At 64.2% G+C, this 22,189-nt stretch carries 20 protein-coding genes and 1 tRNA gene; 12 read left to right on the top strand and 9 right to left on the bottom strand.

The annotated features are described in order from the left end of the window. The first annotated feature begins 131 nt into the window (after positions 1-131). The 6 genes from putA to N181_RS00410 all read left to right on the top strand — a co-directional run bounded on the left by putA (position 132) and on the right by N181_RS00410 (position 7,816). Entirely contained in the window at positions 132-3,836 is a 3,705-nt protein-coding gene (putA, locus tag N181_RS00435; RefSeq protein ID WP_050983981.1) for a trifunctional transcriptional regulator/proline dehydrogenase/L-glutamate gamma-semialdehyde dehydrogenase, read from the top strand. Positions 3,837-4,087: 251 nt separating this feature from the next. Beyond that, a complete protein-coding gene (locus N181_RS00430; protein ID WP_037391821.1) occupies positions 4,088-4,672 on the top strand; it encodes an IMPACT family protein in 585 nt (194 codons plus the stop codon). Between the two features lie 93 nt (positions 4,673-4,765). Beyond that, positions 4,766-5,752, top strand: a complete 987-nt coding sequence (locus N181_RS00425; RefSeq protein WP_014327123.1) for an aldo/keto reductase — start codon at positions 4,766-4,768, stop codon at positions 5,750-5,752. Positions 5,753-5,798: 46 nt separating this feature from the next. Next, complete coding sequence (locus tag N181_RS00420; RefSeq protein ID WP_037391820.1) at positions 5,799-6,227, top strand: DUF1810 domain-containing protein; 429 nt, start codon at positions 5,799-5,801, stop codon at positions 6,225-6,227. 313 nt (positions 6,228-6,540) lie between these two features. Further along, on the top strand, positions 6,541-7,218 hold the full coding sequence (locus tag N181_RS00415; RefSeq protein WP_037391819.1) for a methyltransferase family protein: 678 nt from the start codon (positions 6,541-6,543) through the stop codon (positions 7,216-7,218). Between the two features lie 127 nt (positions 7,219-7,345). Beyond that, entirely contained in the window at positions 7,346-7,816 is a 471-nt protein-coding gene (locus tag N181_RS00410) for an aminoacyl-tRNA deacylase (RefSeq protein WP_014327119.1), read from the top strand. A 64-nt stretch (positions 7,817-7,880) separates the two neighbouring features. Here N181_RS00410 and N181_RS00405 read toward each other — a convergent pair. The 5 genes from N181_RS00405 to N181_RS00385 all read right to left on the bottom strand — a co-directional run bounded on the left by N181_RS00405 (position 7,881) and on the right by N181_RS00385 (position 14,154). After that, a tRNA-Arg gene (locus N181_RS00405) sits at positions 7,881-7,957 on the bottom strand. Positions 7,958-8,211: 254 nt separating this feature from the next. Then, the gene (locus N181_RS00400) at positions 8,212-9,693 is read right to left on the bottom strand and encodes a sensor histidine kinase (protein WP_014327118.1); all 1,482 of its coding nucleotides are present in this window, start codon (positions 9,691-9,693) and stop codon (positions 8,212-8,214) included. Positions 9,694-9,714: 21 nt separating this feature from the next. Then, positions 9,715-11,139: a dihydrolipoyl dehydrogenase family protein gene (locus tag N181_RS00395; protein WP_014327117.1), complete on the bottom strand. Its 1,425-nt coding sequence runs from the start codon at positions 11,137-11,139 to the stop codon at positions 9,715-9,717. 18 nt (positions 11,140-11,157) lie between these two features. Next, complete coding sequence (locus tag N181_RS00390) at positions 11,158-11,955, bottom strand: TVP38/TMEM64 family protein (protein WP_014327116.1); 798 nt, start codon at positions 11,953-11,955, stop codon at positions 11,158-11,160. Between the two features lie 195 nt (positions 11,956-12,150). Continuing rightward, positions 12,151-14,154: a methyl-accepting chemotaxis protein gene (locus N181_RS00385; RefSeq protein ID WP_037435375.1), complete on the bottom strand. Its 2,004-nt coding sequence runs from the start codon at positions 14,152-14,154 to the stop codon at positions 12,151-12,153. 320 nt (positions 14,155-14,474) lie between these two features. Between N181_RS00385 and rpmH the strand changes: the two genes are divergently transcribed. The 5 genes from rpmH to N181_RS00365 all read left to right on the top strand — a co-directional run bounded on the left by rpmH (position 14,475) and on the right by N181_RS00365 (position 18,306). After that, a complete protein-coding gene (gene rpmH, locus N181_RS30630) occupies positions 14,475-14,609 on the top strand; it encodes a 50S ribosomal protein L34 (RefSeq protein WP_012706673.1) in 135 nt (44 codons plus the stop codon). A 20-nt stretch (positions 14,610-14,629) separates the two neighbouring features. Then, positions 14,630-15,028: a ribonuclease P protein component gene (gene rnpA / locus N181_RS00380; protein ID WP_037391814.1), complete on the top strand. Its 399-nt coding sequence runs from the start codon at positions 14,630-14,632 to the stop codon at positions 15,026-15,028. Continuing rightward, positions 15,028-16,806, top strand: a complete 1,779-nt coding sequence (yidC, locus tag N181_RS00375) for a membrane protein insertase YidC (protein WP_174839374.1) — start codon at positions 15,028-15,030, stop codon at positions 16,804-16,806. The genes rnpA and yidC overlap by 1 nt, the downstream gene beginning before the upstream one ends. Before the next feature lie 164 nt (positions 16,807-16,970). Then, entirely contained in the window at positions 16,971-17,624 is a 654-nt protein-coding gene (gene yihA / locus N181_RS00370) for a ribosome biogenesis GTP-binding protein YihA/YsxC (RefSeq protein WP_014327112.1), read from the top strand. Between the two features lie 142 nt (positions 17,625-17,766). Then, a complete protein-coding gene (locus N181_RS00365; protein WP_014327111.1) occupies positions 17,767-18,306 on the top strand; it encodes a DUF1269 domain-containing protein in 540 nt (179 codons plus the stop codon). Positions 18,307-18,444: 138 nt separating this feature from the next. On the opposite strand, the gene msrB is transcribed toward N181_RS00365, so the two are convergent. The 4 genes from msrB to N181_RS00345 all read right to left on the bottom strand — a co-directional run bounded on the left by msrB (position 18,445) and on the right by N181_RS00345 (position 21,105). Then, a complete protein-coding gene (gene msrB / locus N181_RS00360) occupies positions 18,445-18,942 on the bottom strand; it encodes a peptide-methionine (R)-S-oxide reductase MsrB (protein ID WP_014327110.1) in 498 nt (165 codons plus the stop codon). Between the two features lie 157 nt (positions 18,943-19,099). Next, positions 19,100-19,657 carry a fasciclin domain-containing protein gene (locus N181_RS00355; protein ID WP_037391811.1) on the bottom strand — a complete coding sequence of 186 codons (558 nt, stop codon included), beginning with the start codon at positions 19,655-19,657 and terminating at the stop codon, positions 19,100-19,102. A gap of 192 nt (positions 19,658-19,849) precedes the next feature. Beyond that, a complete protein-coding gene (locus N181_RS00350) occupies positions 19,850-20,569 on the bottom strand; it encodes an anti-sigma factor (RefSeq protein ID WP_014327108.1) in 720 nt (239 codons plus the stop codon). Further along, entirely contained in the window at positions 20,566-21,105 is a 540-nt protein-coding gene (locus N181_RS00345; RefSeq protein WP_014327107.1) for a sigma-70 family RNA polymerase sigma factor, read from the bottom strand. The genes N181_RS00350 and N181_RS00345 overlap by 4 nt, the downstream gene beginning before the upstream one ends. Before the next feature lie 192 nt (positions 21,106-21,297). On the opposite strand from N181_RS00345, the gene argB reads away from it, so the two are divergent. After that, a complete protein-coding gene (gene argB, locus N181_RS00340; protein ID WP_014327106.1) occupies positions 21,298-22,185 on the top strand; it encodes an acetylglutamate kinase in 888 nt (295 codons plus the stop codon). Positions 22,186-22,189 lie beyond the last annotated feature (4 nt).

Raw genomic sequence — 22,189 nt, 5'->3', positions numbered from 1 at the left:
ACCCGCTTAGAGAAACATCCTGAGCCTGAGCAAAATTGCCGGATGGATGTTCGGCGGCAAGAAGCGTATTTTCGGCCCCGAATTGAAGGGCGCCAGGGCGCCCCGCTACCCCGCGTGGAGGACCGCGTTCGATGAGCCAGACCCAGCTTCAAAAACCAACCATCACCACCGACGCCGCACCCGCGCCCTTTGCCGACTTTGCGCCGCCGATCCGGACGCAGAGCACGCTGCGCCAGGCGATCACCGCCGCCTATCGCCGGCCCGAGACGGAATGCCTGCCGCCGCTCGTCGAAGCCGCGACACTGCCGCGGGGAACGCGGGACGCCGCCGCCGGGACCGCCCGCAAGCTGGTCGCGGCGCTGCGCGCCAAGCACAAGGGTTCGGGCGTCGAGGGGCTGGTGCAGGAATACTCGCTTTCGAGCCAGGAGGGCGTGGCACTCATGTGCCTTGCGGAGGCGCTGCTGCGCATTCCCGACACGGCAACCCGCGACGCGCTGATCCGCGACAAGATCTCCGAAGGCAACTGGAAGTCCCATCTCGGCGGCGGCCGGTCGCTGTTCGTCAACGCCGCCACCTGGGGTCTGGTCGTCACGGGCAAGCTGACCTCGACGGTCAACGACCGCAGCCTCGCCGCGGCGCTGACGCGGCTGATCTCGCGCTGCGGCGAGCCGGTGATCCGCCGCGGCGTCGACATGGCCATGCGGATGATGGGCGAGCAATTCGTGACCGGCGAGACGATCGACGAGGCGCTGCGCCGCTCCCGCGCGCTCGAGCAGAAGGGGTTTCGCTATTCCTACGACATGCTCGGCGAAGCGGCGACGACCGCCGCCGACGCGGAGCGCTACTACAAGGACTATGAGGCGGCCATCCACGCGATCGGCAAGGCCTCTGCCGGACGCGGCATTTACGAAGGCCCCGGCATCTCGATCAAGCTCTCCGCGCTGCATCCGCGCTATACGCGGGCGCAGGCCTCGCGGGTGATGGACGAATTGCTGCCGAAGGTGAAGTCGCTCGCCCTCCTTGCCAAGAAATACGATATCGGCTTCAACATCGACGCCGAAGAGGCCGACCGGCTGGAACTGTCGCTCGACCTTCTGGAAGAGCTTTGCCTCGATGCCGATCTTGCCGACTGGAACGGCATGGGCTTCGTCGTGCAGGCCTATGGCAAGCGCTGCCCCTTCGTGCTCGATTTCCTCATCGATCTGGCCCGGCGCGCCGGCCGGCGCATCATGGTCAGGCTCGTCAAGGGCGCCTATTGGGACGCCGAAATCAAGCGGGCGCAACTCGACGGGCTCGAGGATTTCCCGGTCTTCACCCGCAAGATCCATACAGACGTTTCCTACATCGCCTGCGCCCGCAAGCTGCTTTCGGCGACGGATGCGGTTTTCCCGCAATTCGCCACGCACAACGCCCAGACGCTCGCCACCATCCACCACATGGCCGGCAAGGACTTTCACGTCGGCAAGTACGAGTTCCAGTGCCTGCACGGCATGGGCGAGCCGCTCTATGAAGAGGTGGTCGGACGGGAGAATCTCGGCCGGCCCTGCCGCATCTATGCGCCGGTCGGCACGCACGAAACACTGCTTGCCTATCTCGTCCGCCGCCTGCTCGAGAACGGCGCCAACTCCTCCTTCGTGCATCGCATCGCCGATCCGGGCGTTTCGATCGACGAGTTGATCGCCGATCCGGTAGAAATCGTCCGCGCCATGCCGCTCGTCGGTGCGAAGCACGAGAAGATAGCGCTGCCGGCCGAGCTGTTTGCAACGCGGCCGAATTCCGCCGGCCTCGACATATCCAATGAAGCGACCCTTGCCGCCTTGACCGAGACGCTCAAGGCAAGCGCCGCGATCGGTTGGACCGCGGCACCGCAACTTGCAAGCGGCGCGGCTTCGGGCGAGACGCGCCCTGTTGTCAATCCCGGCGACCACCGTGACCGCGTCGGCTCGGTCACGGAGACTTCCGAGGAAGACGCGAAGCGGGCCGTGCGCCTTGCCGCCGACGCGGCCCCGAGTTGGGCTGCGGTTTCCCCGGCCGAACGGGCGGCCTGCCTCGACCGCGCCGCCGATTTGATGCAGGCACGCATGCCGACGCTCCTCGGGCTGATCGTGCGCGAGGCAGGCAAGTCGTTGCTGAATGCGATTGCCGAGGTGCGCGAGGCGATCGATTTCCTGCGCTATTACGCCGAACAGACGCGCCGGACCCTTGGCCAGGCCCACCGGCCGCTCGGTGCGGTCGTCTGCATCAGCCCGTGGAACTTTCCGCTGGCAATCTTCACCGGGCAGATCGCCGCCGCTCTCGTCGCCGGCAACCCGGTGCTGGCCAAGCCGGCGGAAGAAACGCCGCTGATCGCCGCCGAAGGGGTGCGCATCCTGCATGAGGCCGGCGTGCCGGCCAGCGCGCTGCAGCTCCTGCCGGGCGACGGCCGCGTCGGCGCCGCCCTGGTTGCCGCACCCGAGACCGCCGGCGTGATGTTCACCGGCTCGACGGAGGTGGCGCGGCTCATCCAGGCGCAGCTCGCCGATCGGCTCTCGGCGGCCGGCCGGCCGATCCCGCTCATTGCCGAAACCGGCGGCCAGAACGCGATGATCGTCGATTCCTCGGCGCTTGCCGAACAGGTCGTCGGCGATGTCATCGCCTCGGCCTTCGACAGTGCCGGCCAGCGCTGCTCGGCGCTGCGCGTGCTCTGCCTGCAGGAGGACGTCGCCGATCGCACGCTGACCATGCTGAAAGGCGCGCTTCACGAATTGAACATCGGCCGCACCGACCGTCTTTCCGTGGATGTCGGCCCGGTGATCTCCGCCGAGGCCAAGGACATCATCGAGACGCACATCGAGCGGATGCGCGGGCTCGGCCGCAAGGTGGAGCAGATCGGGCTGGCCGCCGCGACGGAAAAGGGCACCTTCGTGCCGCCGACGATCATCGAGCTGGAGAAGCTTTCCGATTTGAAGCGCGAGGTCTTCGGGCCGGTGCTGCACGTCATCCGCTACCGCCGCGACAATCTCGACCGGCTGATCGACGATATCAACGCCACCGGCTATGGGCTGACCTTCGGCCTGCACACGCGCCTCGACGAGACGATCGCCCATGTGACGAGCCGCATCAAGGCCGGCAATCTCTATGTCAACCGCAACATCATCGGCGCAGTCGTCGGCGTGCAGCCCTTCGGCGGTCGCGGCCTTTCCGGCACCGGGCCGAAGGCCGGCGGGCCGCTCTATCTCGGCCGGCTGGTGACGCCGGCTCCGGTGCCGCCGCAGCACAGCTCCGTGCATATTGACCCGACGCTGCTCGATTTCGCCAAGTGGCTCGACAGCAAGGGTGCAACGGCGGAGGCCGAGGCGGCCCGCAATGCCGGCAGCACCTCGGCGCTCGGCCTGGATCTGGAACTCCCCGGCCCGGTCGGCGAACGCAATCTCTATGCACTGCATCCGCGCGGCCGCGTTCTGCTTGTGCCGGCCACCGAGGGCGGGCTCTACCACCAGCTCGCCGCGGCGCTAGCGACCGGAAACAGCGTCGTCGTCGACGCCGCATCCGGCCTGCAGGCCTCGCTCAAGTCCCTGCCGCACAGCGTCGCGCTGCGCGTTTCCTGGTCGAAGGACTGGTCCGCCGACGGTCCGTTTGCCGGCGCGCTGGTCGAAGGCGACGCCGAACGTATCCGCCAGGTCATCAAGGTGATCGCCGGCCTGCCGGGTCCGCTCGTGCTGGTCCAGGCCGCCTCGGGCGAGGAGATCGCCCGCAATCCGGATGCCTATTGCCTGAACTGGCTGGTCGAGGAGGTTTCCGCCTCGATCAACACGGCTGCCGCCGGCGGCAATGCCAGCCTGATGGCGATCGGCTGAGCGACCAAAACTTCCCCTCCCCAACCCCTCCCCACAAGGGCGAGGGGCTTGAGATGCCGCACACTTCCACGCCTTTTTTGACCGTTGCAACGAGGCCGAAATCTTCAGGCACGGCGCTCGGCCGCAGCGGGCGCCAGAGCCCCTCCCACCTGTGGGAAGGGGTTGGGGAGGGGTAATGCTGCGCAGGCAGTCCATCGAGGATGACGCAACGCCAACATTCCGCTATGAGCGCTCCCAAACGGAAACAGCGGATGTTCACGCTCCAGCGCATCGAGACCTCGACACAGGAAATCAAGAAGAGCCGCTTTCTGGCGATCGCCGGCCCGATCGACGACGAGGCGTCGGCCAAGGCCTTTCTCGCCGCCCATTCCGAGCCGGCCGCCAACCACAATTGCTGGGCCTGGCGGATCGGCCAGACCTATCGCTTCAACGATGACGGCGAGCCGAGCGGCACGGCGGGCAAGCCGATCCTGTCGGCGATCGACGGCCAGTCGCTCGACCGGGTCGCGGTCGTCGTGACGCGCTGGTTCGGCGGTGTCCTGCTCGGCAGCGGCGGGCTGATCCGCGCCTATGGCGGCACCGCCGCACTCTGCCTGAGGGCTGCGGAAAAGGTCGAACGGATCGAGACGCTCCGTGCCACGGTCGCCTGCGACTTTGTCGATCTCGCCCTGATCAAGGCGCGGCTCACCGCCCGCGGCGTTGCGATCGCCGGCGAAAGCTTCACCGACACAGGTGCAGTGTTGGTGATTGAACTGCGGAAGGACACGGCGGAAGCGACACGCGACCTCGTCAGTGACCTCAGCCGCGGCAAGGCGATCGTATCGCTCGAGAATTGACGCCCTTTTTCCTCGGTCTCACAATCATCATACAAATGACCGATAAACATGCGTGGCGCCGCTGCGAGATGGGTAAAGCGAGGAGACATTCAGATGAAGACGAGGACTTTGGGACGGACGAGCGCAACGATTTCGGAGATCGGCTTCGGCGCCTGGCAGATCGGCGGCTCCTGGGGCGATGTCAGCGAGGCAGACGGCAAGCGCGCCCTTCACGCCGCGCTCGACAATGGCGTCACCTTCATCGACACCGCCGACGTCTATGGCGACGGGCGCTCGGAAAAGATCATCGCAGCGGTGCTGAAGGAGCGCGGAGGTGAGAAGCCCTTTGTCGCGACCAAGGCCGGGCGACGGCTCAATCCGCATGTTGCCGAGGCCTATACCGGCGCCAATATCGAAGCCTTCATCGACCGGAGCCTTAAGAATCTCGGCGTAGAGACACTCGATCTCGTCCAGCTCCATTGCCCGCCGACGGACGTCTACTACCACCCGGAGCTCTTCGGCGCGCTCGACCAGCTTGTGACCAAGGGCAAGATCCGCCACTACGGCGTCTCGGTCGAAAGGGTCGAGGAGGCCCTGAAGGCGATCGAATATCCCGGCGTCGCCACGGTGCAGATCATCTACAATATCTTCCGCCAGCGGCCGCATGACCTCTTCTTTGCCGAGGCAAGGAAAAAGAATGTCGGCATCATCGTGCGCGTGCCGCTCGCCTCCGGCCTGCTTTCCGGCAAGATCGGCAGGGACACGGTCTTCGCCGCCGATGACCACCGCAACTTCAACCGCCACGGCGAAGCCTTCGACGTCGGCGAGACCTTCGCCGGCGTGCCGTTCGAGGTTGCGCTGGAAGCCGTGGATGAGTTGCGCAGGCTGGTGCCGGCCAATGTGCCGATGGCGCAATTCGCGCTCCGCTGGATCCTCGCGCAGGAGGCAGTTTCCGTCGTCATTCCCGGCGCCCGAAATGCCGAACAGGCGCAATCGAACGCGGCGGCGAGCGCTCTTGCCTCGATCGACGGAGCGACGATGGAGGCGATCGCCGCACTTTACGAGCGGCTGATCAAGGTTCATGTTCATCAGCGATGGTAAGGGCGGGCACGGACCTCCTCCCGGTATTCAGCCAAGGCAAACAAAGATGAGCGAAGCCTTCAGTCTCGAGCGCTTCGTCGAGGCCCAGCAAGGCGTCTATGAAACCGCATTGGCGGAGCTTCGCGCCGGCGCCAAGCGGACCCACTGGATGTGGTTCATCTTCCCGCAGATCCGGGGCCTCGGCCACTCCTCGATGGCGCAATATTATGCGCTGGCGGATCTCGACGAGGCGCGGGCCTATCTCGGACACCCGCTGCTCGGCCGGCGCCTTGTCGAATGTACGGAAGCCGTGAATGCGGTAGCCGGACGCAGCACTCTGGCCATCTTCGGACGGCCGGACGATCTGAAGTTCCGCTCGTCGATGACGCTCTTCGAGGCCGCCGACCCGACCGTCGACGCATTCGCAAAAGCGCTCGACCACTACTACAATGGCGTCAGGGATCCCCGAACGATGGAAAGTCTGGGCAGGGTCTGAATGGCGGCCAACCTCAGAGCGATGCGACTGGCATCTGGGTGACGAGCAGGATCAGAAGGGCGCAGATCATCAGGCCGGCAATGATCAGCATCAACTCTTTCATCATGTAACGATACATTAACGCCCTCCTTGTCCTGGATGGCATGCCAACGGAAGTCATGTAGGAATCCGCCGCAGCGGTTTTGAGGCGCGCCGAGGCACAACATCGTGAACGCGCCGAAAAAAGGAGGCCAACCTGCCGCAAACGTGCCCCACTGCGCCGCTAGCTTCGGGAGCGCCGGGGCAGCATAGTACTACTGCAAGGAGCTCACCGATGGTCGTCAGACTGATCGTCCAGACCGTCGTCTGGTTCGGCATCATGGGAGCTGTTCTCTTCGCTTCAGCCGGAACCTTCGCCTGGCTGGCCGCGTGGATTTACCTCGCCATTATGCTGGCGCTTTCGCTCACCACCGGCCTGCTGCTCGCCTGGCACGATCCGGCGCTGCTCAGGGAGCGATTGGCCGCACCCATCCAGAAAGACCAGCCGAAGGCCGACAAGGTGCTCCTTTCCGTGCTTCTCCCGTTCCTGTTCGGCGCCTTCGCCTTCATGGCGCTCGATGCCGCACGTTTCAGATGGTCGACAGTGCCGCCATGGGTACAGGCGGCGGGTGCGCTGCTGCTCGTTCTCTCCATCGTCTTCAGCTACCGTGTGATGCGGGAAAACAGCTTCGCCGCACCCGTCGTGAAGGTGCAGAGCGAGCGGGGACAAAGGGTGGTCACGACAGGCCCCTATCGCTATGTCCGCCACCCGCTCTACAGCGGCAGCCTGCTTTTCGTCGCCGGCACCTCGCTGCTGCTCGGCTCCTGGTGGGGGCTGCTGGCCGCATTGGGGCTCGCAGCCCTGCTCGCCATCCGCATCGGCATTGAAGAAAAGGCTCTTCGCGCCGGCCTCGCCGGATACGACGCCTATGCGGAACGGGTGCCCTATCGGCTCGTTCCGTTCGTGTGGTGATCGCAGTTGGGCGCGTTCCGTCCGGCAAGTGGCTTCCCGCAGGCCGTGCCTTCATCGTTGACTCCGCAGACGATCAGAGCAGAATGATCTTTTTCCGCGTCACCGCTTAACAGAAGGGACGCCTACGATGACGATCGCAAGGAAACTCCAGCACTATATCGAGACCGAGGGGATCGACTACGATACCGTCCCTCACCACCGTACCGCAACGACCAGCCAGACCGCAGAGGCCGCCCACGTTCCGGGCAACAGGCTGGCCAAATCCGTGGTCGTGCACCACGAGATGGGCTACGTGCTTGCCGTCGTGCCGGCCACACACCGGGTCGAGCTCTCGACGCTGCAGGATGTCATGAACAGGCGTCTGGGCCTTGCCTCCGAGGAAGAGGTCAGCACGCTCTTTTCCGATTGCGAGATCGGCGCGGTGCCGCCTATCGGATCGGCCTATGGTGTGCCGGTCATCCTCGACGAGAGCCTCGACAAGGCCAACGACGTCTACTTCGAGGGCGGCGACCACCGAACGCTGGTGCATATGAGCGGAACCAGCTTCCGCAACCTGACGAGGGATGCGAAAGTGGCCCGCTTCAGCCATCCCGGCTGAGGACGCGCAGGGCGCTTGACCGGCATGCCGGTGTTGTAGGTGCGCGGCTTTAATTGGAAAGAAGTGGCGCACCCGAAGAGATTCGAACTCCTGACCCCCAGATTCGTAGTCTGGTGCTCTATCCAGCTGAGCTACGGGTGCGTGCCTGAAGCGGTGACCACCGCTTGCGTGGCGATCCTCTAAAGGGTCCTTTCGGCGATTGCAAGCGCCTTTCGGCAAAAAACTTCATTTTTGCGACGACGGAGGCGAGCCGAAACGCGCGTCCCGGCACGGCGCCGCTGCTACTGCATGTCTCTTTACATCGACCTCGATCTAAGGACAAAGACATGCAGCAATTCAAAGTGCTACAGCGACCTTTGCGCGCCTGATAGGGCGCGCGGCGCTGTAGCGAGGATTCACGAGCGGCCCTTGGCGCGGAAGGCGTCGAGCCGCACCGGGCGGTCAGGAAGCTCGATGCGAAACAGCGTGCCGGGCGTCGGCTTTTCGACGAGCGCGATCGTGCCACCATGGGCGAGCACCAGTTCGCGAGCGATCGCGAGGCCAAGCCCGGTGCCGCCGGAGCGCGCCGAGCCGCGGAAAGCGGCGAAGAGGTTTTCGCGTGCCTTGGCCGGCATGCCCGGGCCGGTATCCTCGATCGAAATCGTCACGACGCTGCCCGTCCGGACGGCCGCTACGGAAATCATCGCCGGGCGGCCGTCGTCGGGCTGGTGGTTCGTCAGTGCCTGGACGGCATTGCGGCAGATATTGTGCACGACGCGGAAAAGCTGCTCGCTGTCCGCATCGACCATGATGTCGTCGCGGACCTGGACGTCGAATTCTATGCCGCTCTGGCGATCGACCGCCAGGAGCTCGCCGACGTCCTGGACAAGCGGGCGAAGCGCCACGAAGCGGCGGTGCGGTTCGGCCTCGGCGGTGCGCCCATAGGAGAGGACCTCCTGCGTATAGCCGACGGCGCGGTCGATGGTCCTGAGCAGCGTCGGCGCGAAGCGCTTGACCACCGGATCGTCGACATCGGCCAGCCGGTCCGAGATAAGCTGCGCCGAGGACAGGATGTTGCGCATGTCGTGGTTGATCTTCGAAACGGCAAGGCCGAGTTCGGCGAGGCTCTTCTGCTGCTTCAAGGTCTTCTGCAACTCGCGCTGCATGCTGGCGAGGTGCTGGCCGGCGACCGCCAGCTCGTCCCCGCCATCTGGCGGCACGAGGACCCGTTCCGGACTGGACGGCTCGTCGGAAAATTCCTGCATGCTCGCCGTCAGGCGCTTGATCGGCACGATCAGCATGCGGTTGATGGCGAGGAAGATCAGCGCCGCCGTGATCAGCGAAATGACGATCGACAGCAGGAAGACATTGCGCGAATAGACGAGCATGGCCTTGCGCAGGCTGGCATCCTTCATCACCAGTTCGATCGTCGCTTCGCTCTCGCCGAGCGGCCCATAGACGCGCATGACGCGGTTGCCGCCGAACAGCAGCGTATCGAAGGCGTCGCGGATCGCGCTGAGGGCGGTGAAATTGGCGATGTCGTATTCGCCGTCGATCGCCGGCGGCATGTCGACGGTCGCGATCATCCGCGACGCATCCTTGCGGCGGATGACGATCGCCTTGGTGCCGGTCGCCATCAGCGTCTCGCGCTGCACGGCGCGCGGCAGCTCGATATTCTGCAGCCCGTCGACGACGACGGCGGCGGCGGCCACGGTGTTCAGCCGGTCCTCGAGCCAGCGGATCCGCATGTTGGCGACGGAGGGCACGAAGATCAGCACCTCCGCCAGCATGACGAAGGCGATCGTCAGCACCAGGAGCTTGCCGGAGAGCCCGCGCAGAAATCCGACGGCCGCTCGCGGCGGCGCACTCTCATTGGCCGGACGTGCGTCTTCTACCATAACCTGTGATATTCCCTGCCCTCAGCCGAAACGCCGTAGGATGCGGATCGCAGCGCGAACGTAGCGATTTCGCGCCATTGGTGAATAATAGGAGATCGCCGCCTGTTTTCCAATCTCGGAAAGGGTGGGATAGGGCGCGACGTAATCGCGAAAATTCTTGAGCGTCAGCCGGTTGGCAATGGCAAAGGCCCAGAGATTGATCATCTCGCCCGCCGCGGCACCGGCGATACCGGCGCCCAGAATGCGCCCACCGCGGCCGACCACGATCTTGACCATTCCCCGGTCCAGCCCATCCGTTCGAGCCCGATCGCTTCCCGACAGATCCGAGCGAACCACTTCGACCGTGCCGAAGCTTGCGCGCGCTTCTTCCTCCGTTGCCCCGACCTGGGCAATCTCCGGGTCCGTAAAGATGACGCGGGGGACGATCCTCCGGGTTTCGTGGCCCGGCAGACGGAAGAGAATCTGCTGCAGGACGAGCCGCGCGTGATAGTTCGCCGCATGCGTGAACTGCAGACCGCCCGCCGCGTCGCCGATCGCATAGACGCGGCGGTTGCTCGTACGCAGGTCGGCGCCGACGTGAATCCGCTCCGCGTCGTGACGAATGCCCGCGGCGCCAAGGTCCAGCGCTGCATGATTCGCGGTACGGCCCGTGGCGAGCAACAGGTCGCTGCCTTCGATATCGAATCCTCCGTTCTTACCCTCGCAGTGCAGACGGACCCCGTCGCCATCGCGCTCGATCGAGCGAATGGTGGTCCGTTCGTGGAGAGCCGTGCCTTCGGTTCGGACGGCATCGAGCACGATCGCCTTCAGTTCCCGGTCCTCGTTGGAAAGCGCATCGGCCCTTTCGACGACAGTCACCCGGGCTCCCAGCCGGCAATGGGCCTGCGCCATCTCGAGACCGAACGGCCCGGCGCCGACGACGACGAGATGGCGCGGCAGGGGCGTGAACTCGAACAGCGATTCGTTGGTCAGATACGGCACCTCCGCCAATCCCGCGATCGGCGGAATGGCCGGCGAGGAGCCCGTGGCGATGACGAAACGCCGGGCGCGAATGAGATGATCGCCGGCGGCAACCGTCCGGTCATCAAGGAAGCGGGCCGTTTCCTGGATCACCTCGACGCCGAGGCTCGAGAAGCGCTCGACGGAATCATGCGGCGCGATGCCCTCGATCACCGAGCGGATGCGAGACTGCAGCCTTTCGCCATCGATGAACGGCTCCGCCGCCACCAGGCCGAACGCGCCGGCCTGGCGCATCGCCTGCGCCTGCCTTGCCGCCGCGATCAGCGCCTTCGACGGCACGCAGCCGTAGTTCAGGCAATCGCCGCCCATCCTGCCCTGTTCGACGAGGACGACGGGAACACCGAAGGCGGCCGCACCGGCGGCGATCGACAGGCCGGCCGCCCCGCCGCCGATCACGCAAATATCCGGATTGAGTATCTTCCCCACGCGGCGCGCCCTTTCGCGTCAGCCTTGTCGACGTGACTTTATTAGCCTGTAGGCCAGAGGCAATGCCGCAAACAGCGCCAGCGCGAGAAGGGCGAGCGAAATTTCCTTGGTGGCAAAATCCGAAGGCGACAGCGCGTGGCCGCTCTGACCTGCGTGCGCGATCACGTCATCGAGGCCGCAGCCCAGCCACGCATAGGCAAAGGTTGCCGGAACGATGCCGATAAGAGTGGCAGTGACGAAGGTGCGCAGCTTCACGTCGAAGAAAGCGGGCGCGATATTGACGATGAAGAACGGAAAGATCGGCGCCAATCGTAGGACCAGCAGATAAAGGAACGCATTGCGCCGAAACCCTTCCGCGAGACGCTCCACGAAGCGTCCGGCACGCCGTCGCAGGAGATCGCCGAGCACGCCGCGTGCCGCGAGAAACAGGAGGCTCGACCCCAAGGTAGCGGCAAGCACCGTGATCGTGCCGCCGAGGAAAGGACCGAATAGAAATCCGGCGGAAATCGTCAGCACCGATGCCGCGGGGATCGAAAAGACCACCGCCGCGACATAGAAAAAGAAGAAAGCCAGGCCGGAGCGGACGGGATGGGCATCGACATGGAGGCTCAGCGCTTCCTGATGGCGGACGAGCGCCGACAGCGAAACATGGTCCTGCAGCCCGAGGGCGTAGAAGGCTATTCCGCCTGCGATGAGCAGCGCAAGCGGCACGGCCCGCCAGAGCGACCGGCCACCTCCGGATACGCGCTCGTCCCGGCCCAGGCGGGCGCGCAGGGCCGTTTTTTCTTCCGCCCTGTTGCTGGCACCATGGCTCATGAACTTTGCTTTCGGCGTGACTTACTCCTTGATTTAGAAGGACTCCTGACCGCCGACCAGTAAAGAATGGTCGCGCCCTTAAACGACAGCGTGAACGGACGGCAATGGCAACTCACGTTGCCGTGAGACAGGAAAGCCCGCCGGCGGCGGCCGGCGGGCTCCTTAACGGCGCCTGGCTCTTGCCAAGCTGGCGTCTCAGAACTCTTCCCATTCGCTGCGGGCGGCGGCTGTGGCTGCCGAACCGCCCCCGAAGGCGCGGGCGACCGTTCCCATCATGCGGCGGGCGGGCGATGTGACCGGGCGGCTCGTCTCCCTGGCGGGCGTGATCGCCCGGGCCGGCTCGCGATCGACCTTGAAATAGGTGATGAGGGTGGCGAGCCCATTGGCTTCGGCGGAGAGCTTGTGCGTAGCCGCATTCGCTTCCTCGACCATGGCGGCGTTGCGCTGCGTCACCTGATCCATCTGGTTGATGGCGGTGCTCACCTCGCCGAGCCCCGTCGACTGCTCGCGCGCCGCGGTGGCGATCGAATGGATGTGGTCGTTGATCTTCAGCACCCGCGTCTCGATCTCGCCGAGCGCGGCGCCCGTCGCCTGCACCAGCTTGACGCCGGTCGCCACCTCGCCGCCGGATTTCGAGATCAGCGCCTTGATGTCCTTGGCGGCGCTGGCGGCGCGTTGGGCGAGTTCGCGGACCTCCTGCGCGACGACCGCAAAACCCTTGCCCGCGTCGCCGGCCCGTGCCGCCTCGACGCCCGCGTTCAGCGCCAGCAGGTTGGTCTGGAAGGCTATCTCGTCGATGACGTTGGTGATCTGGCCGATTTCGCTCGAGGCCTGCTCGATGCGCCCCATGGCGTCGATCGCGTTGCGGACGACGGAGGCGGATTCGGCGGCGTTTTCCTTCGCTTCCGTCACCATGATAGTCGCCTCGTGGGCCCGCTCGGTCGAGCTGCGCACCGCCGCGGTGATCTCGTCGAGGGCGGCGGAGGTTTCCTCGAGCGCGGCGGCCTGCTGCTCGGTACGCTTCGACAGGTCGTCGGCGGCCGAACGCAATTCCGATGCATTGCCGTTGATCGAATCCGTCGCCGAGCGCACCTCGCGCATGGTCTTCTGCAGGGTCGAGAACGTCTCGTTGACATTCTTCTGCAGTTCGGCGAAGGCGCCCTGGAAGCGGCCTTCCATGCTCTCCGTCAGGTCGCCTGCTGCCAGGCTCGCGATCACCCGCCGTGTTTCGGCGATGCCGCTGTCGACGCTGCCGACGAGCTCGTTGACGCTCGCCGCGAAGCGGTTCAGATCGTCGTTGTCGTAGTCCTTGCCGATACGTTGGGCGAAGTCGCCGGCGGCGGCGGCCGCGACGACGATGCCGATGCTCGACTGCAGGTCGGCGCTCTTTTCGCGCAGTGCCGCTTCCTGGGCATTGAGCTCGCGCACCGCAAGCCCGTTCTGCTTGAAGATTTCGACCGCCGCCGCCATGTCGCCGATCTCGTCCTTGCGTCCGGCAAAGGGCACGTCGACGGAGAGTTCGCCGCCGGCCAGCAGCTTCATCCTGCCAGTCAGATCGACGATCGGCCGGCTGAGATGGTTGGTGCCGATATAGAAGGCCGCGCCGATACCGGCAGCCATGCCGAGGCCGGCAATGCCGAGGACGACGAGGACGACCGCGCCTTCGAAAGCGGCGATGCCATCCGTGATGGCCTGGAGGGACTCGCGGTCGGCATCGACGACCACGTCGATCTCCGCCTGGAAGGCCTTTCGGTTGGCGCGATTGGCCTCATTGTTGCCCTGCTCGTTGGCGGCCTGCGGCGAGACCTCGCGGCCGAGCCGGGCGGTTTCCGTGCGGAACGCCTTGAATTCCTCGGCGCGTTCGGCCACCGCGTCGAAGGCCGGCAGCCTGTCGGCCGGTACCAGTGGACGCCACTCCTCCAACAGCGCGTCGATCTTGCCGAGGTTCTTGATGATGCCCTCGGCGAAGGGGGTCGCCTTTTCGATCGTCGGCGCGGCGTAGACCCCGCGCGATTCCATCACGACGGCCGTGACCAGACGATTGAGGCGCTCGCCCTTGAAGCTTCGTTCGGAGGCGTTCTGGAATTGGCCGAGCTCGTCGTTGTACTCGGATACGATCAGCAGCGACATGCCGGTGATGGCGACCGCCAGCAGGCTCATGATGCCAACGATCAGGTAGATCTTTCCGCGAATTCTCATTTCCTGCTCCCCCCTGGGCCACTCGCCCTTAGCGGGCAGAAGCGCATGGCCTACACGTATTATTAAATGCTAAAGTACATGTGGTTAAGAAACCGCTCATGGGCCGCATCAGATTTGATAGAGACGTCCGGGAGGTGGGGCACCCGATCGGGGGGGAGAGGCGGGATGCCGTTCGACGGGAATTGACTTTCTCGGGCATTTGTCCTTATAAGCCGCGCACGTCCGGTCAAGTCGCCCGAAGGCGAAGCTGTGCCCGGTAACGTAAACGCTCTTGCAATTTGCAAACCCAAGAAGGGCCGCACACCGCGGTATTTAAAAAAATGAAGCGTACCTACCAACCGTCCAAGCTTGTTCGCAAGCGCCGTCACGGCTTCCGTGCACGCATGTCCACCAAGGGTGGCCAGAAGGTCCTCGCAGCCCGTCGGGCTCGTGGCCGCAAGCGTCTCTCGGCTTGAGCCGAAGCTGCCCGAAAGCATTGTTTGGGCACATGACGTCAGAAAAAGACAAGACCACTGTCGGACGGCTGAAAAGCCGTCCGCAGTTTTTGGCGGTCAGGGCGGGAGAAGCCCGAAAAGGGCCGCACTTTCTCCTTGAAGTGCTTGACCGGAACGATCCGGAAAGCGAAGCCCGCGTCGGCTTCACTGTTACCAAGAAACACGGCAATGCCGTCGAGCGAAACCGGATGCGCCGACGCCTCAAAGAAGCCGTGCGGCTTTCCGCCGGGTTTGCAATGAAACCCGGACACGACTATGTGATTGTCGCCCGACGCGATCTCCTGAACGCGCCTTTTGACGCATTGACCCGGGGCCTGCAGGATCGCATCGAAAACAAGCCGAAACCGAAGCGGCCGCCGGCCGGTTCCAGGAAACCATGATGGAAAACAATCGCAATTATTTCGTGGCGATAGCGCTCTCGGTGCTGATCCTCGTCGCTTGGCAGTACTTCTATGTCAATCCAAGGATGGAAAAGGACCGGATCGCTGCGGAAAAGGCCCAGCAGACACAGCAGGTGCAGCCGCAACAGGGCGGCCAGCAGGCCGCACCCGGCCAGGCACTTCCCGGTGGCGCCGTTCCCGGCGAAAGCCGCGACCAGGCCGTCGCCAAGTCTGCACGCGTCGCGATCGACACGCCGGCGCTGTCCGGCTCCATCAACCTGACCGGCGCACGTTTCGACGACCTGAAGCTCAAGGGCTACCACGAGACGGTCGACCCGAAGAGCCCGGTCATCACCCTCTTCAGCCCGGCAGAAACCGCGGATGGCTATTTCACCGAGATCGGCTATATCGGCAGCGACGCGACCGGCTCCGTACCTGGTCCACAGACTGTCTGGACACTTTCCGGCGGCGACAAGCTGACGCCGGCGACGCCTGTTACCCTCACCTACACGAACGACAAGGGCGTCACCTTCGCCCGGACGATCTCGGTCGACGAGAACTACATGTTCCAGGTCGTCGACAGCATCAAGAACGACAGCGCCGCGCCGGTCTCGCTTTCCTCCTATGGCCGCGTCACGCGCTTCAACAAGCCGACGACGCCGAGCATCTACGTCCTGCACGAGGGCTTCATCGGCGTTGCCGGCGACAACGGCCTGCAGGAGGTCGGCTATTCGAAGGTCGAAGACAGCCCGCCGGTCGAACCGGGCAAATCGACGGGCGGCTGGCTGGGCATCACCGACAAATATTGGGCCGCGACGATCGTGCCGCCGCAGGAAACGCCCTTCGACATCCGCTTCTCCCACTTCGCCGACGGCCGTCCGCGTTACCAGAGCGACTACAAGAGTGACGCGATCACGGTCGCTCCCGGCCAATCCGCCGAGGTCAAGAACCTCGTCTTCGCGGGCGCCAAGGAAGTCCCGGTCGTCGACAATTATGAAGTGGCCTACTCGATCCCCAACTTCGACAAGCTGATCGACTGGGGCTGGTTCTACTTCATCACCAAGCCGATGTTCAAAATGATGGATTTCTTCTTCCGTCTGTTCGGCAATTTCGGCATCGCGATCCTGATCACCACGATCGTCGTCAAGCTGATCTTCTTCCCGCTCGCCAACAAGCAGTATGCCTCGATGGCGAACATGAAGAAGGTCCAGCCGAAGATGGAGGAGCTGAAGAAGAAGTTCGGCGACGACCGCATGGGGCTGCAGCAGGCAATGATGCAGCTCTACAAGGACGAGAAGATCAATCCGCTTGCAGGCTGCTGGCCGATTGTCATCCAGATTCCGGTGTTCTTCGCGCTCTACAAGGTGATCTACATCACCATCGAGATGCGCCACGCGCCGTTCTTCGGCTGGATCAGGGATCTCTCCGCTCCCGATCCGACGACGATCGTCAACCTCTTCGGCCTGCTGCCCTTCGACGGACCGGCCTTCCTGCATCTCGGTGTCTGGCCGATCATCATGGGCGTCACCATGTTCCTGCAGATGCGCATGAACCCGACGCCGCCGGATCCGACCCAGGCTATGCTGTTCACCTGGATGCCGCTGGTCTTCACCTTCATGCTGGCGTCCTTCCCGGCGGGTCTGGTGATCTACTGGGCCTGGAACAACACCCTGTCGATCGCCCAGCAGTCGATCATCATGAAGCGCCAGGGCGTGAAGATCGAGCTCTTCGACAATCTGAAGGGACTGTTCACGAAGAGACCGAAGCCGGCGGAATAGCCGGCACCGCCTTCGCTCCTGCAGCGCCATTGGGCCCCGGATCAAGAGTAATCCGGGGCTTTCTCTTTCATGCAGCGGGAATCGGCACCTGTGGGCAGCCAAAGCTGCGCTTGACAAGCGACGCCAAAAGCCTGATGCCGGCCCGGCTAAGAGGATCGCAGGACATGTCCGGTCAGAACAATCAGAACGCCTCCAGTGTTTTCGGTCGCCCGTGGATCTTCATCCGCGGCGTCCCGGCGATGAAGTTCCTGCCGCCCGAGGGGCCGACGGAGATCGCCTTTGCCGGACGCTCCAATGTCGGCAAGTCCTCGCTGATCAATGCGCTCGTCGGCCACAAGGGCCTCGCCCGCACCTCAAACACGCCCGGGCGCACCCAGGAACTCAACTATTTCGTGCCGGACGGTTATTCCGGCGAGGCCGATGACCTGCCGCCGATGGCGCTCGTCGACATGCCCGGCTATGGCTATGCCCAGGCGCCGAAGGAACAGGTGGATGCCTGGACGAAGCTCGTCTTCGATTATCTGCGCGGCCGCTCGACGCTGAAGCGCGTCTATGTGCTGATCGACGCTCGCCACGGCATCAAGAAGAACGACGAGGAGGTGCTGTCGCTCCTCGACAAGGCGGCGGTCTCCTATCAGATCGTGCTGACGAAGACCGACAAGATCAAGGCGGCCGGCGTGCCGCGGCTGATCGCCGAAACGCTCGACAAGATCAAGAAGCGGCCGGCCGCCTATCCGGAGATCCTATCGACGTCATCGGAAAAGGGCGATGGGATCGAAGACCTGCGCGCTGCGATCGAACACGCCGTCGTGCGCTGAAGGCGGCGTGAGCAGCCCGGCGGCTCCTCGAAAAGAGTCTGTCGCAACTCTTTGAACCCGTCACTACCCGGACGCGCCCGCCGCACTATCTCCTGGCTGGCGACGACAGGTTTTCGTCGCCTCAAGGTCAGAGGAGAGAGAGATGTCCGACTTGATTGTCATCGGTTTCGACGCGCCGGAGGAAGCCGACCGGGTCCTCCTGAAGCTCCACAGCCTGAAGAAGGAATATCTGATCGATCTGGAAGACGCGGTCGTCGTGGTGCGCGACGCCGAAGGCAAGGTGCATCTGAAACAGAGTATCAATCTCCCCACGGTCGGGGCAGCCTCGGGCCTGCTGTCAGGCTCGCTCTGGGGCGGACTGGTCGGCTTGCTTTTCCTGAACCCGCTCGCCGGCTTCGCGATCGGCGGTGCGATCGGCGCAGGTGCCGGGGCGCTTTCCGGTTCGCTTGCCGACTACGGTATCGACGACGATTTCATCAAGTCGCTCGGTAGTACGATCCCGAACAACTCCTCCGCCCTTTTCATCCTGGTGCGCAAGGTGCAGCCGGAAAAGGTTCTGGCCGAACTTTCGGGGCTTCGCGGCCGCGTGCTCAAGACCTCGCTCTCACCGGAGCAGGAGCAGAAACTGCAGGCCGCCCTCTCCGATGCGCAGACGCCGTCACCGCAGGCCGGGACGTTCTGATCGCCGAGTTTCAGCGATAGCCCCTCATGCGGCCTGCCGGCCACCTTCTTCCCGCAGGCGGGCCGAGAATTCGCCCGCGCCGCATTTGCCCCCTCTCCCCGTCAGAACAGGGAGGGGGTCACGCTGAGGGCTTTTTCCTCACACGTCCGCCGGCGCAAAGGTCAGCGCGAGCCCGTTGATGCAGTGCCGCTTTCCGGTCGGCGGCGGTCCGTCGTCGAAGATATGGCCGAAATGGCCGCCGCAACGCCGGCAATGGCATTCGGTCCTGGTCATGAACAGCGAATTGTCGTCACGCATGCCGATAGCGCCCGGGAGCGACTGCCAGAAGCTCGGCCAACCCGTGCCGCTGTCGTATTTCGCCTCGGAGGAATAGACCGGCAGGTCGCATCCGGCGCAATGAAAGATGCCCTTGCGCTTCTCGTCGTTGAGCGCGCTGCTGAAGGGCCGTTCGGTGTCCTCCTGCCTGAGGATGCGGTACTGTGCCTCGCCGAGGGCCGTTCGCCACTCTTCATCCGTTCTGGTGATTTCGAAGGTCTCGCCGCTCTCGGAAGCTTGCGCAGGCGGGGCGAACTTGCCTGAGGCGACCCAGGCGGCGAGTGCCACGCCCAATGTGAGGAAATTGCGTCGACTCGTCATCGGAACCTCCCGTCGGCGGCGTCGCAGCCGATCCGCTTGAAGTATAGAGGGCCCGCGCCCGAAGCGGCAAAGCAATGCGAATCAAACCGCCGTGAACCGCTGGCCCGATGGAATGCCACCGGCCCGTGCAAGGCCGCACGAACCGGTGACGGGGCGCTCAACCCTTCGGCAGCAGCACCTTGTTGATCACGTGGATCACGCCGTTCGACTGCTTCACGTCGGCAATGGTAACCCAGGCGGTGCTGCCGGTCTCATCGGTCAGGCCGATCTTGCCGCCGTCGGCCCTGGCCTTCAGGATGCACCCTCCGACCGTCTTGACGTCGTGTGCGCCGCCATCATCGGCGATCATCTTGGCGATCGTCGACGACATCGCATCGGCCGCCACGACATGACAGGTCAGGACCTTGGCGAGTTTGTCCTTGTTCTCGGGCTTCAAGAGCATGTCGACCGTCCCGGTCGGCAACGCACCGAATGCATCGTTGGTGGGCGCGAAGACGGTGAACGGCCCCTTGCCCTGCAACGTCTCGACAAGGCCGGCCGCTTTCACAGCCGCGACCAACGTGGTGTGGTCCTTCGAGTTGACGGCATTCTCGACGATATTCTTCTCGGCATACATCGGCGCGCCGCCGACCATCGGGTTTTCCGCATGAGCGAAGGTTGCGCCGGCGGCGAGAATGGAGGCGACAGCCGTCGAATGGAGCACGGACCTGAACATCTTCTCTTTCCTTCCTGTTGCGTTTGTTACCGGGGCGCTTCGGAGGCACCCCGCCCAAGTCGTCCGTTCCCTCTTTGGGAACATGGCGAGCAACGGAAGGCGTGGAAAAAGAGTTTCAAGCCACGCGCCTGATCTCTCTATCCGGTTGACAAACAAGACGAACTGGCCCCGCCATTTCAGGCCGGTGGAGCTTCACCGGCGTGTGGTGCCGAGTGCGATGACAGGCCCGGTGGCCGAGCCGGTCGGCGAGCCGCCAAGCGGTTCGAGGCTGACGGCGAGCGTCGAGCCTTCGGTGATCTTCGAGCGGACAGCAGGCCGAACGAGGATCTCGCCCTCGCCGGACTGCGGCAGCACGCCGAGCGAGATGGCGGGGTCGCTGCCCTTGATCAGCCAGAGTTCCAGGGATTTCTCCTCCGTCTGCCGGGCAGCGACCGGCGTCACCCTCAGCCGCCCGGATCCGGTGTCGAACTGTGCAACGAGGGCGAGGCCGAGGCCATTGCCTTGCCCCTGGAGTTCTGCGACAAGCGGCTTGCCGCCCTGGCCGGCGCTGAAGAGCTCCAGCATGGAGATCCCGAGGACGGCGACGGCGGCAAGCGAGGCAAAGGCCAGACTGCGCCAGAACGACAGCGAGTTCCACAGGCTGGCGGACCTGCCGGTACTTGCCGGGCTCTCGAAGACTCTGCTCTCGATCGCAGCGAAGACATGCGGCGGCGGCGCGACCGGTTCATAGGCCAGGTCGATGGAGGCGAGGTTGCTTTGCCAGCGAACGACCATGGCGGCGAAGTTGCGATCGGTTGCCATACGCGCCTCGACCTGGCGGCGGTCCTCGGCAGACAGAACACCCAGCACGTATTCCCCCGCGATCACTTCGTCGCTGCGAGAATCCCCGCTCTCGGGCTTCTGGGTCGTCATCGTTCCATGCACTCTCTCAACTTCAGGAGGCTTCGCCTCAACCAGGTCCGCATCGTGTTGAGCGGTACCGCGAATATCTCGGCCAGTTCCTGGTAGCTCAATCCCTCGACATAGGCCCGACGAACCGCCTCGGCACGGTCCGCCTCAAGCTCTTCGAGACAGGCCTCGATGCGCCTCCCCTCCGACCGGATCATCGCTGATCTCTCCGGATCCAGTGCAGGATCAGCCAAATCATAGGCCTCGTCAATCGCATTGGCGACGGGTTTGCGCGCCCGTAGGCGATCGATCGCCTGATTGCGGGCTATTGCGGCGAGCCATGACATCGGAGCAGCTTCGCCGGCCAGAAAGCGGTCGGCGCGGTACCAGATCTTGACGTAGACTTCCTGCAGCGCCTCTTCGGCTTCACCGCGATCCTTGAGGATACGCACGCAGATGCCGAAGAGTTTCGGGCTTGTCTGGCGATAGAGTGAGGCGAATGCGTCGCGGTCTGCCAGAGCCACGCGCCCCAGCAGCGCGGAAATCTCCTTGTCGGCCATGCCATATGCCCCTCGGCTTCATCCCGGACACCTTAGGCCAGAAAACTCCGCGCAACCACCCTGCGGCAGCACCCGTCTCTCCAGACGCGCAAAGGTCGCTGTCGCCGTCATTGCGGGCAATGTTGCGCTCGGATCATTCCATCCGGCGGAAACATGCGCTAAACAGCAGCCGGTATTTTTCGAGGGTCCGCTATGTCCGCATCAGAGAGTGAAATCCAGGCACGCCTGCTCGCCCAGGCGCTACCCTACATGCAGCGCTACGAGAACAAGACGATCGTCGTCAAATATGGCGGCCACGCGATGGGCAATCCCGAACTCGGGCGCGCCTTCGCCAGCGATATCGCGCTCCTGAAGCAGTCCGGCGTCAATCCGATCGTCGTGCATGGCGGAGGCCCGCAGATCGGCGCCATGCTCAACAAGATGGGCATCGAATCAAAGTTCGAAGGCGGGCTGCGCGTCACCGACGAGAAGACCGTCGAGATCGTCGAGATGGTCCTTGCCGGTTCGATCAACAAGGAGATCGTCGCTCTGATCAACCAGACCGGCGAATGGGCGATCGGCCTTTGCGGCAAGGATGGCAACATGGTCTTCGCGGAAAAGGCGCGCAAGACCATCAAGGACCCGGATTCCAATATCGAGCGCATCCTCGATCTCGGCTTCGTCGGCGAGGTGGTCGAGGTAGACCGTACGCTTCTCGACCTGTTGGCGCGCTCGGAGATGATCCCGGTGATCGCCCCTGTCGCTCCCGGCCGCGACGGTCATACCTACAACATCAACGCCGATACCTTCGCAGGCGCCATTGCCGGCGCGCTCAATGCGACGCGCCTCCTGTTCCTGACCGACGTTCCGGGCGTTCTCGACAAAGAGGGCAATCTCATCAAGGAGCTTTCGGTCGCGCAGGCACGCGCGCTGATCGCCGACGGCACGATTTCCGGCGGCATGATCCCGAAGGTCGAGACCTGCATGGAGGCGATCAAGGCGGGCGTGCAGGGCGTGGTCATCCTCAACGGCAAGACCGCCCATTCGGTACTGCTCGAGATCTTCACCGAACGCGGCGCCGGTACGCTGATCGTGCCTTAACGGA

It is taken from the genome of Sinorhizobium fredii USDA 205 (assembly GCF_001461695.1).
GTDB classification, from domain to species: domain Bacteria; phylum Pseudomonadota; class Alphaproteobacteria; order Rhizobiales; family Rhizobiaceae; genus Sinorhizobium; species Sinorhizobium fredii.
The sequence above is the reverse complement of the archived record's forward strand: the minus strand, read 5'-3'. Positions and strand labels throughout refer to the sequence as shown.

What these genes read in the sequence shown, in the direction of transcription:
- putA (WP_050983981.1), top strand. Translation starts at nt 132, where the DNA reads ATGAGCCAGACCCAGCTTCAAAAACCAACCATCACCACCGACGCCGCA.
- N181_RS00430 (WP_037391821.1), top strand. Translation starts at nt 4,088, where the DNA reads ATGTTCACGCTCCAGCGCATCGAGACCTCGACACAGGAAATCAAGAAG.
- N181_RS00425 (WP_014327123.1), top strand. Translation starts at nt 4,766, where the DNA reads ATGAAGACGAGGACTTTGGGACGGACGAGCGCAACGATTTCGGAGATC.
- N181_RS00420 (WP_037391820.1), top strand. Translation starts at nt 5,799, where the DNA reads ATGAGCGAAGCCTTCAGTCTCGAGCGCTTCGTCGAGGCCCAGCAAGGC.
- N181_RS00415 (WP_037391819.1), top strand. Translation starts at nt 6,541, where the DNA reads ATGGTCGTCAGACTGATCGTCCAGACCGTCGTCTGGTTCGGCATCATG.
- N181_RS00410 (WP_014327119.1), top strand. Translation starts at nt 7,346, where the DNA reads ATGACGATCGCAAGGAAACTCCAGCACTATATCGAGACCGAGGGGATC.
- N181_RS00400 (WP_014327118.1), bottom strand. Translation starts at nt 9,693, where the DNA reads ATGGTAGAAGACGCACGTCCGGCCAATGAGAGTGCGCCGCCGCGAGCG.
- N181_RS00390 (WP_014327116.1), bottom strand. Translation starts at nt 11,955, where the DNA reads ATGAGCCATGGTGCCAGCAACAGGGCGGAAGAAAAAACGGCCCTGCGC.
- N181_RS00385 (WP_037435375.1), bottom strand. Translation starts at nt 14,154, where the DNA reads ATGAGAATTCGCGGAAAGATCTACCTGATCGTTGGCATCATGAGCCTG.
- rpmH (WP_012706673.1), top strand. Translation starts at nt 14,475, where the DNA reads ATGAAGCGTACCTACCAACCGTCCAAGCTTGTTCGCAAGCGCCGTCAC.
- yidC (WP_174839374.1), top strand. Translation starts at nt 15,028, where the DNA reads ATGGAAAACAATCGCAATTATTTCGTGGCGATAGCGCTCTCGGTGCTG.
- yihA (WP_014327112.1), top strand. Translation starts at nt 16,971, where the DNA reads ATGTCCGGTCAGAACAATCAGAACGCCTCCAGTGTTTTCGGTCGCCCG.
- N181_RS00365 (WP_014327111.1), top strand. Translation starts at nt 17,767, where the DNA reads ATGTCCGACTTGATTGTCATCGGTTTCGACGCGCCGGAGGAAGCCGAC.
- msrB (WP_014327110.1), bottom strand. Translation starts at nt 18,942, where the DNA reads ATGACGAGTCGACGCAATTTCCTCACATTGGGCGTGGCACTCGCCGCC.
- N181_RS00355 (WP_037391811.1), bottom strand. Translation starts at nt 19,657, where the DNA reads ATGTTCAGGTCCGTGCTCCATTCGACGGCTGTCGCCTCCATTCTCGCC.
- N181_RS00350 (WP_014327108.1), bottom strand. Translation starts at nt 20,569, where the DNA reads ATGACGACCCAGAAGCCCGAGAGCGGGGATTCTCGCAGCGACGAAGTG.
- N181_RS00345 (WP_014327107.1), bottom strand. Translation starts at nt 21,105, where the DNA reads ATGGCCGACAAGGAGATTTCCGCGCTGCTGGGGCGCGTGGCTCTGGCA.
- argB (WP_014327106.1), top strand. Translation starts at nt 21,298, where the DNA reads ATGTCCGCATCAGAGAGTGAAATCCAGGCACGCCTGCTCGCCCAGGCG.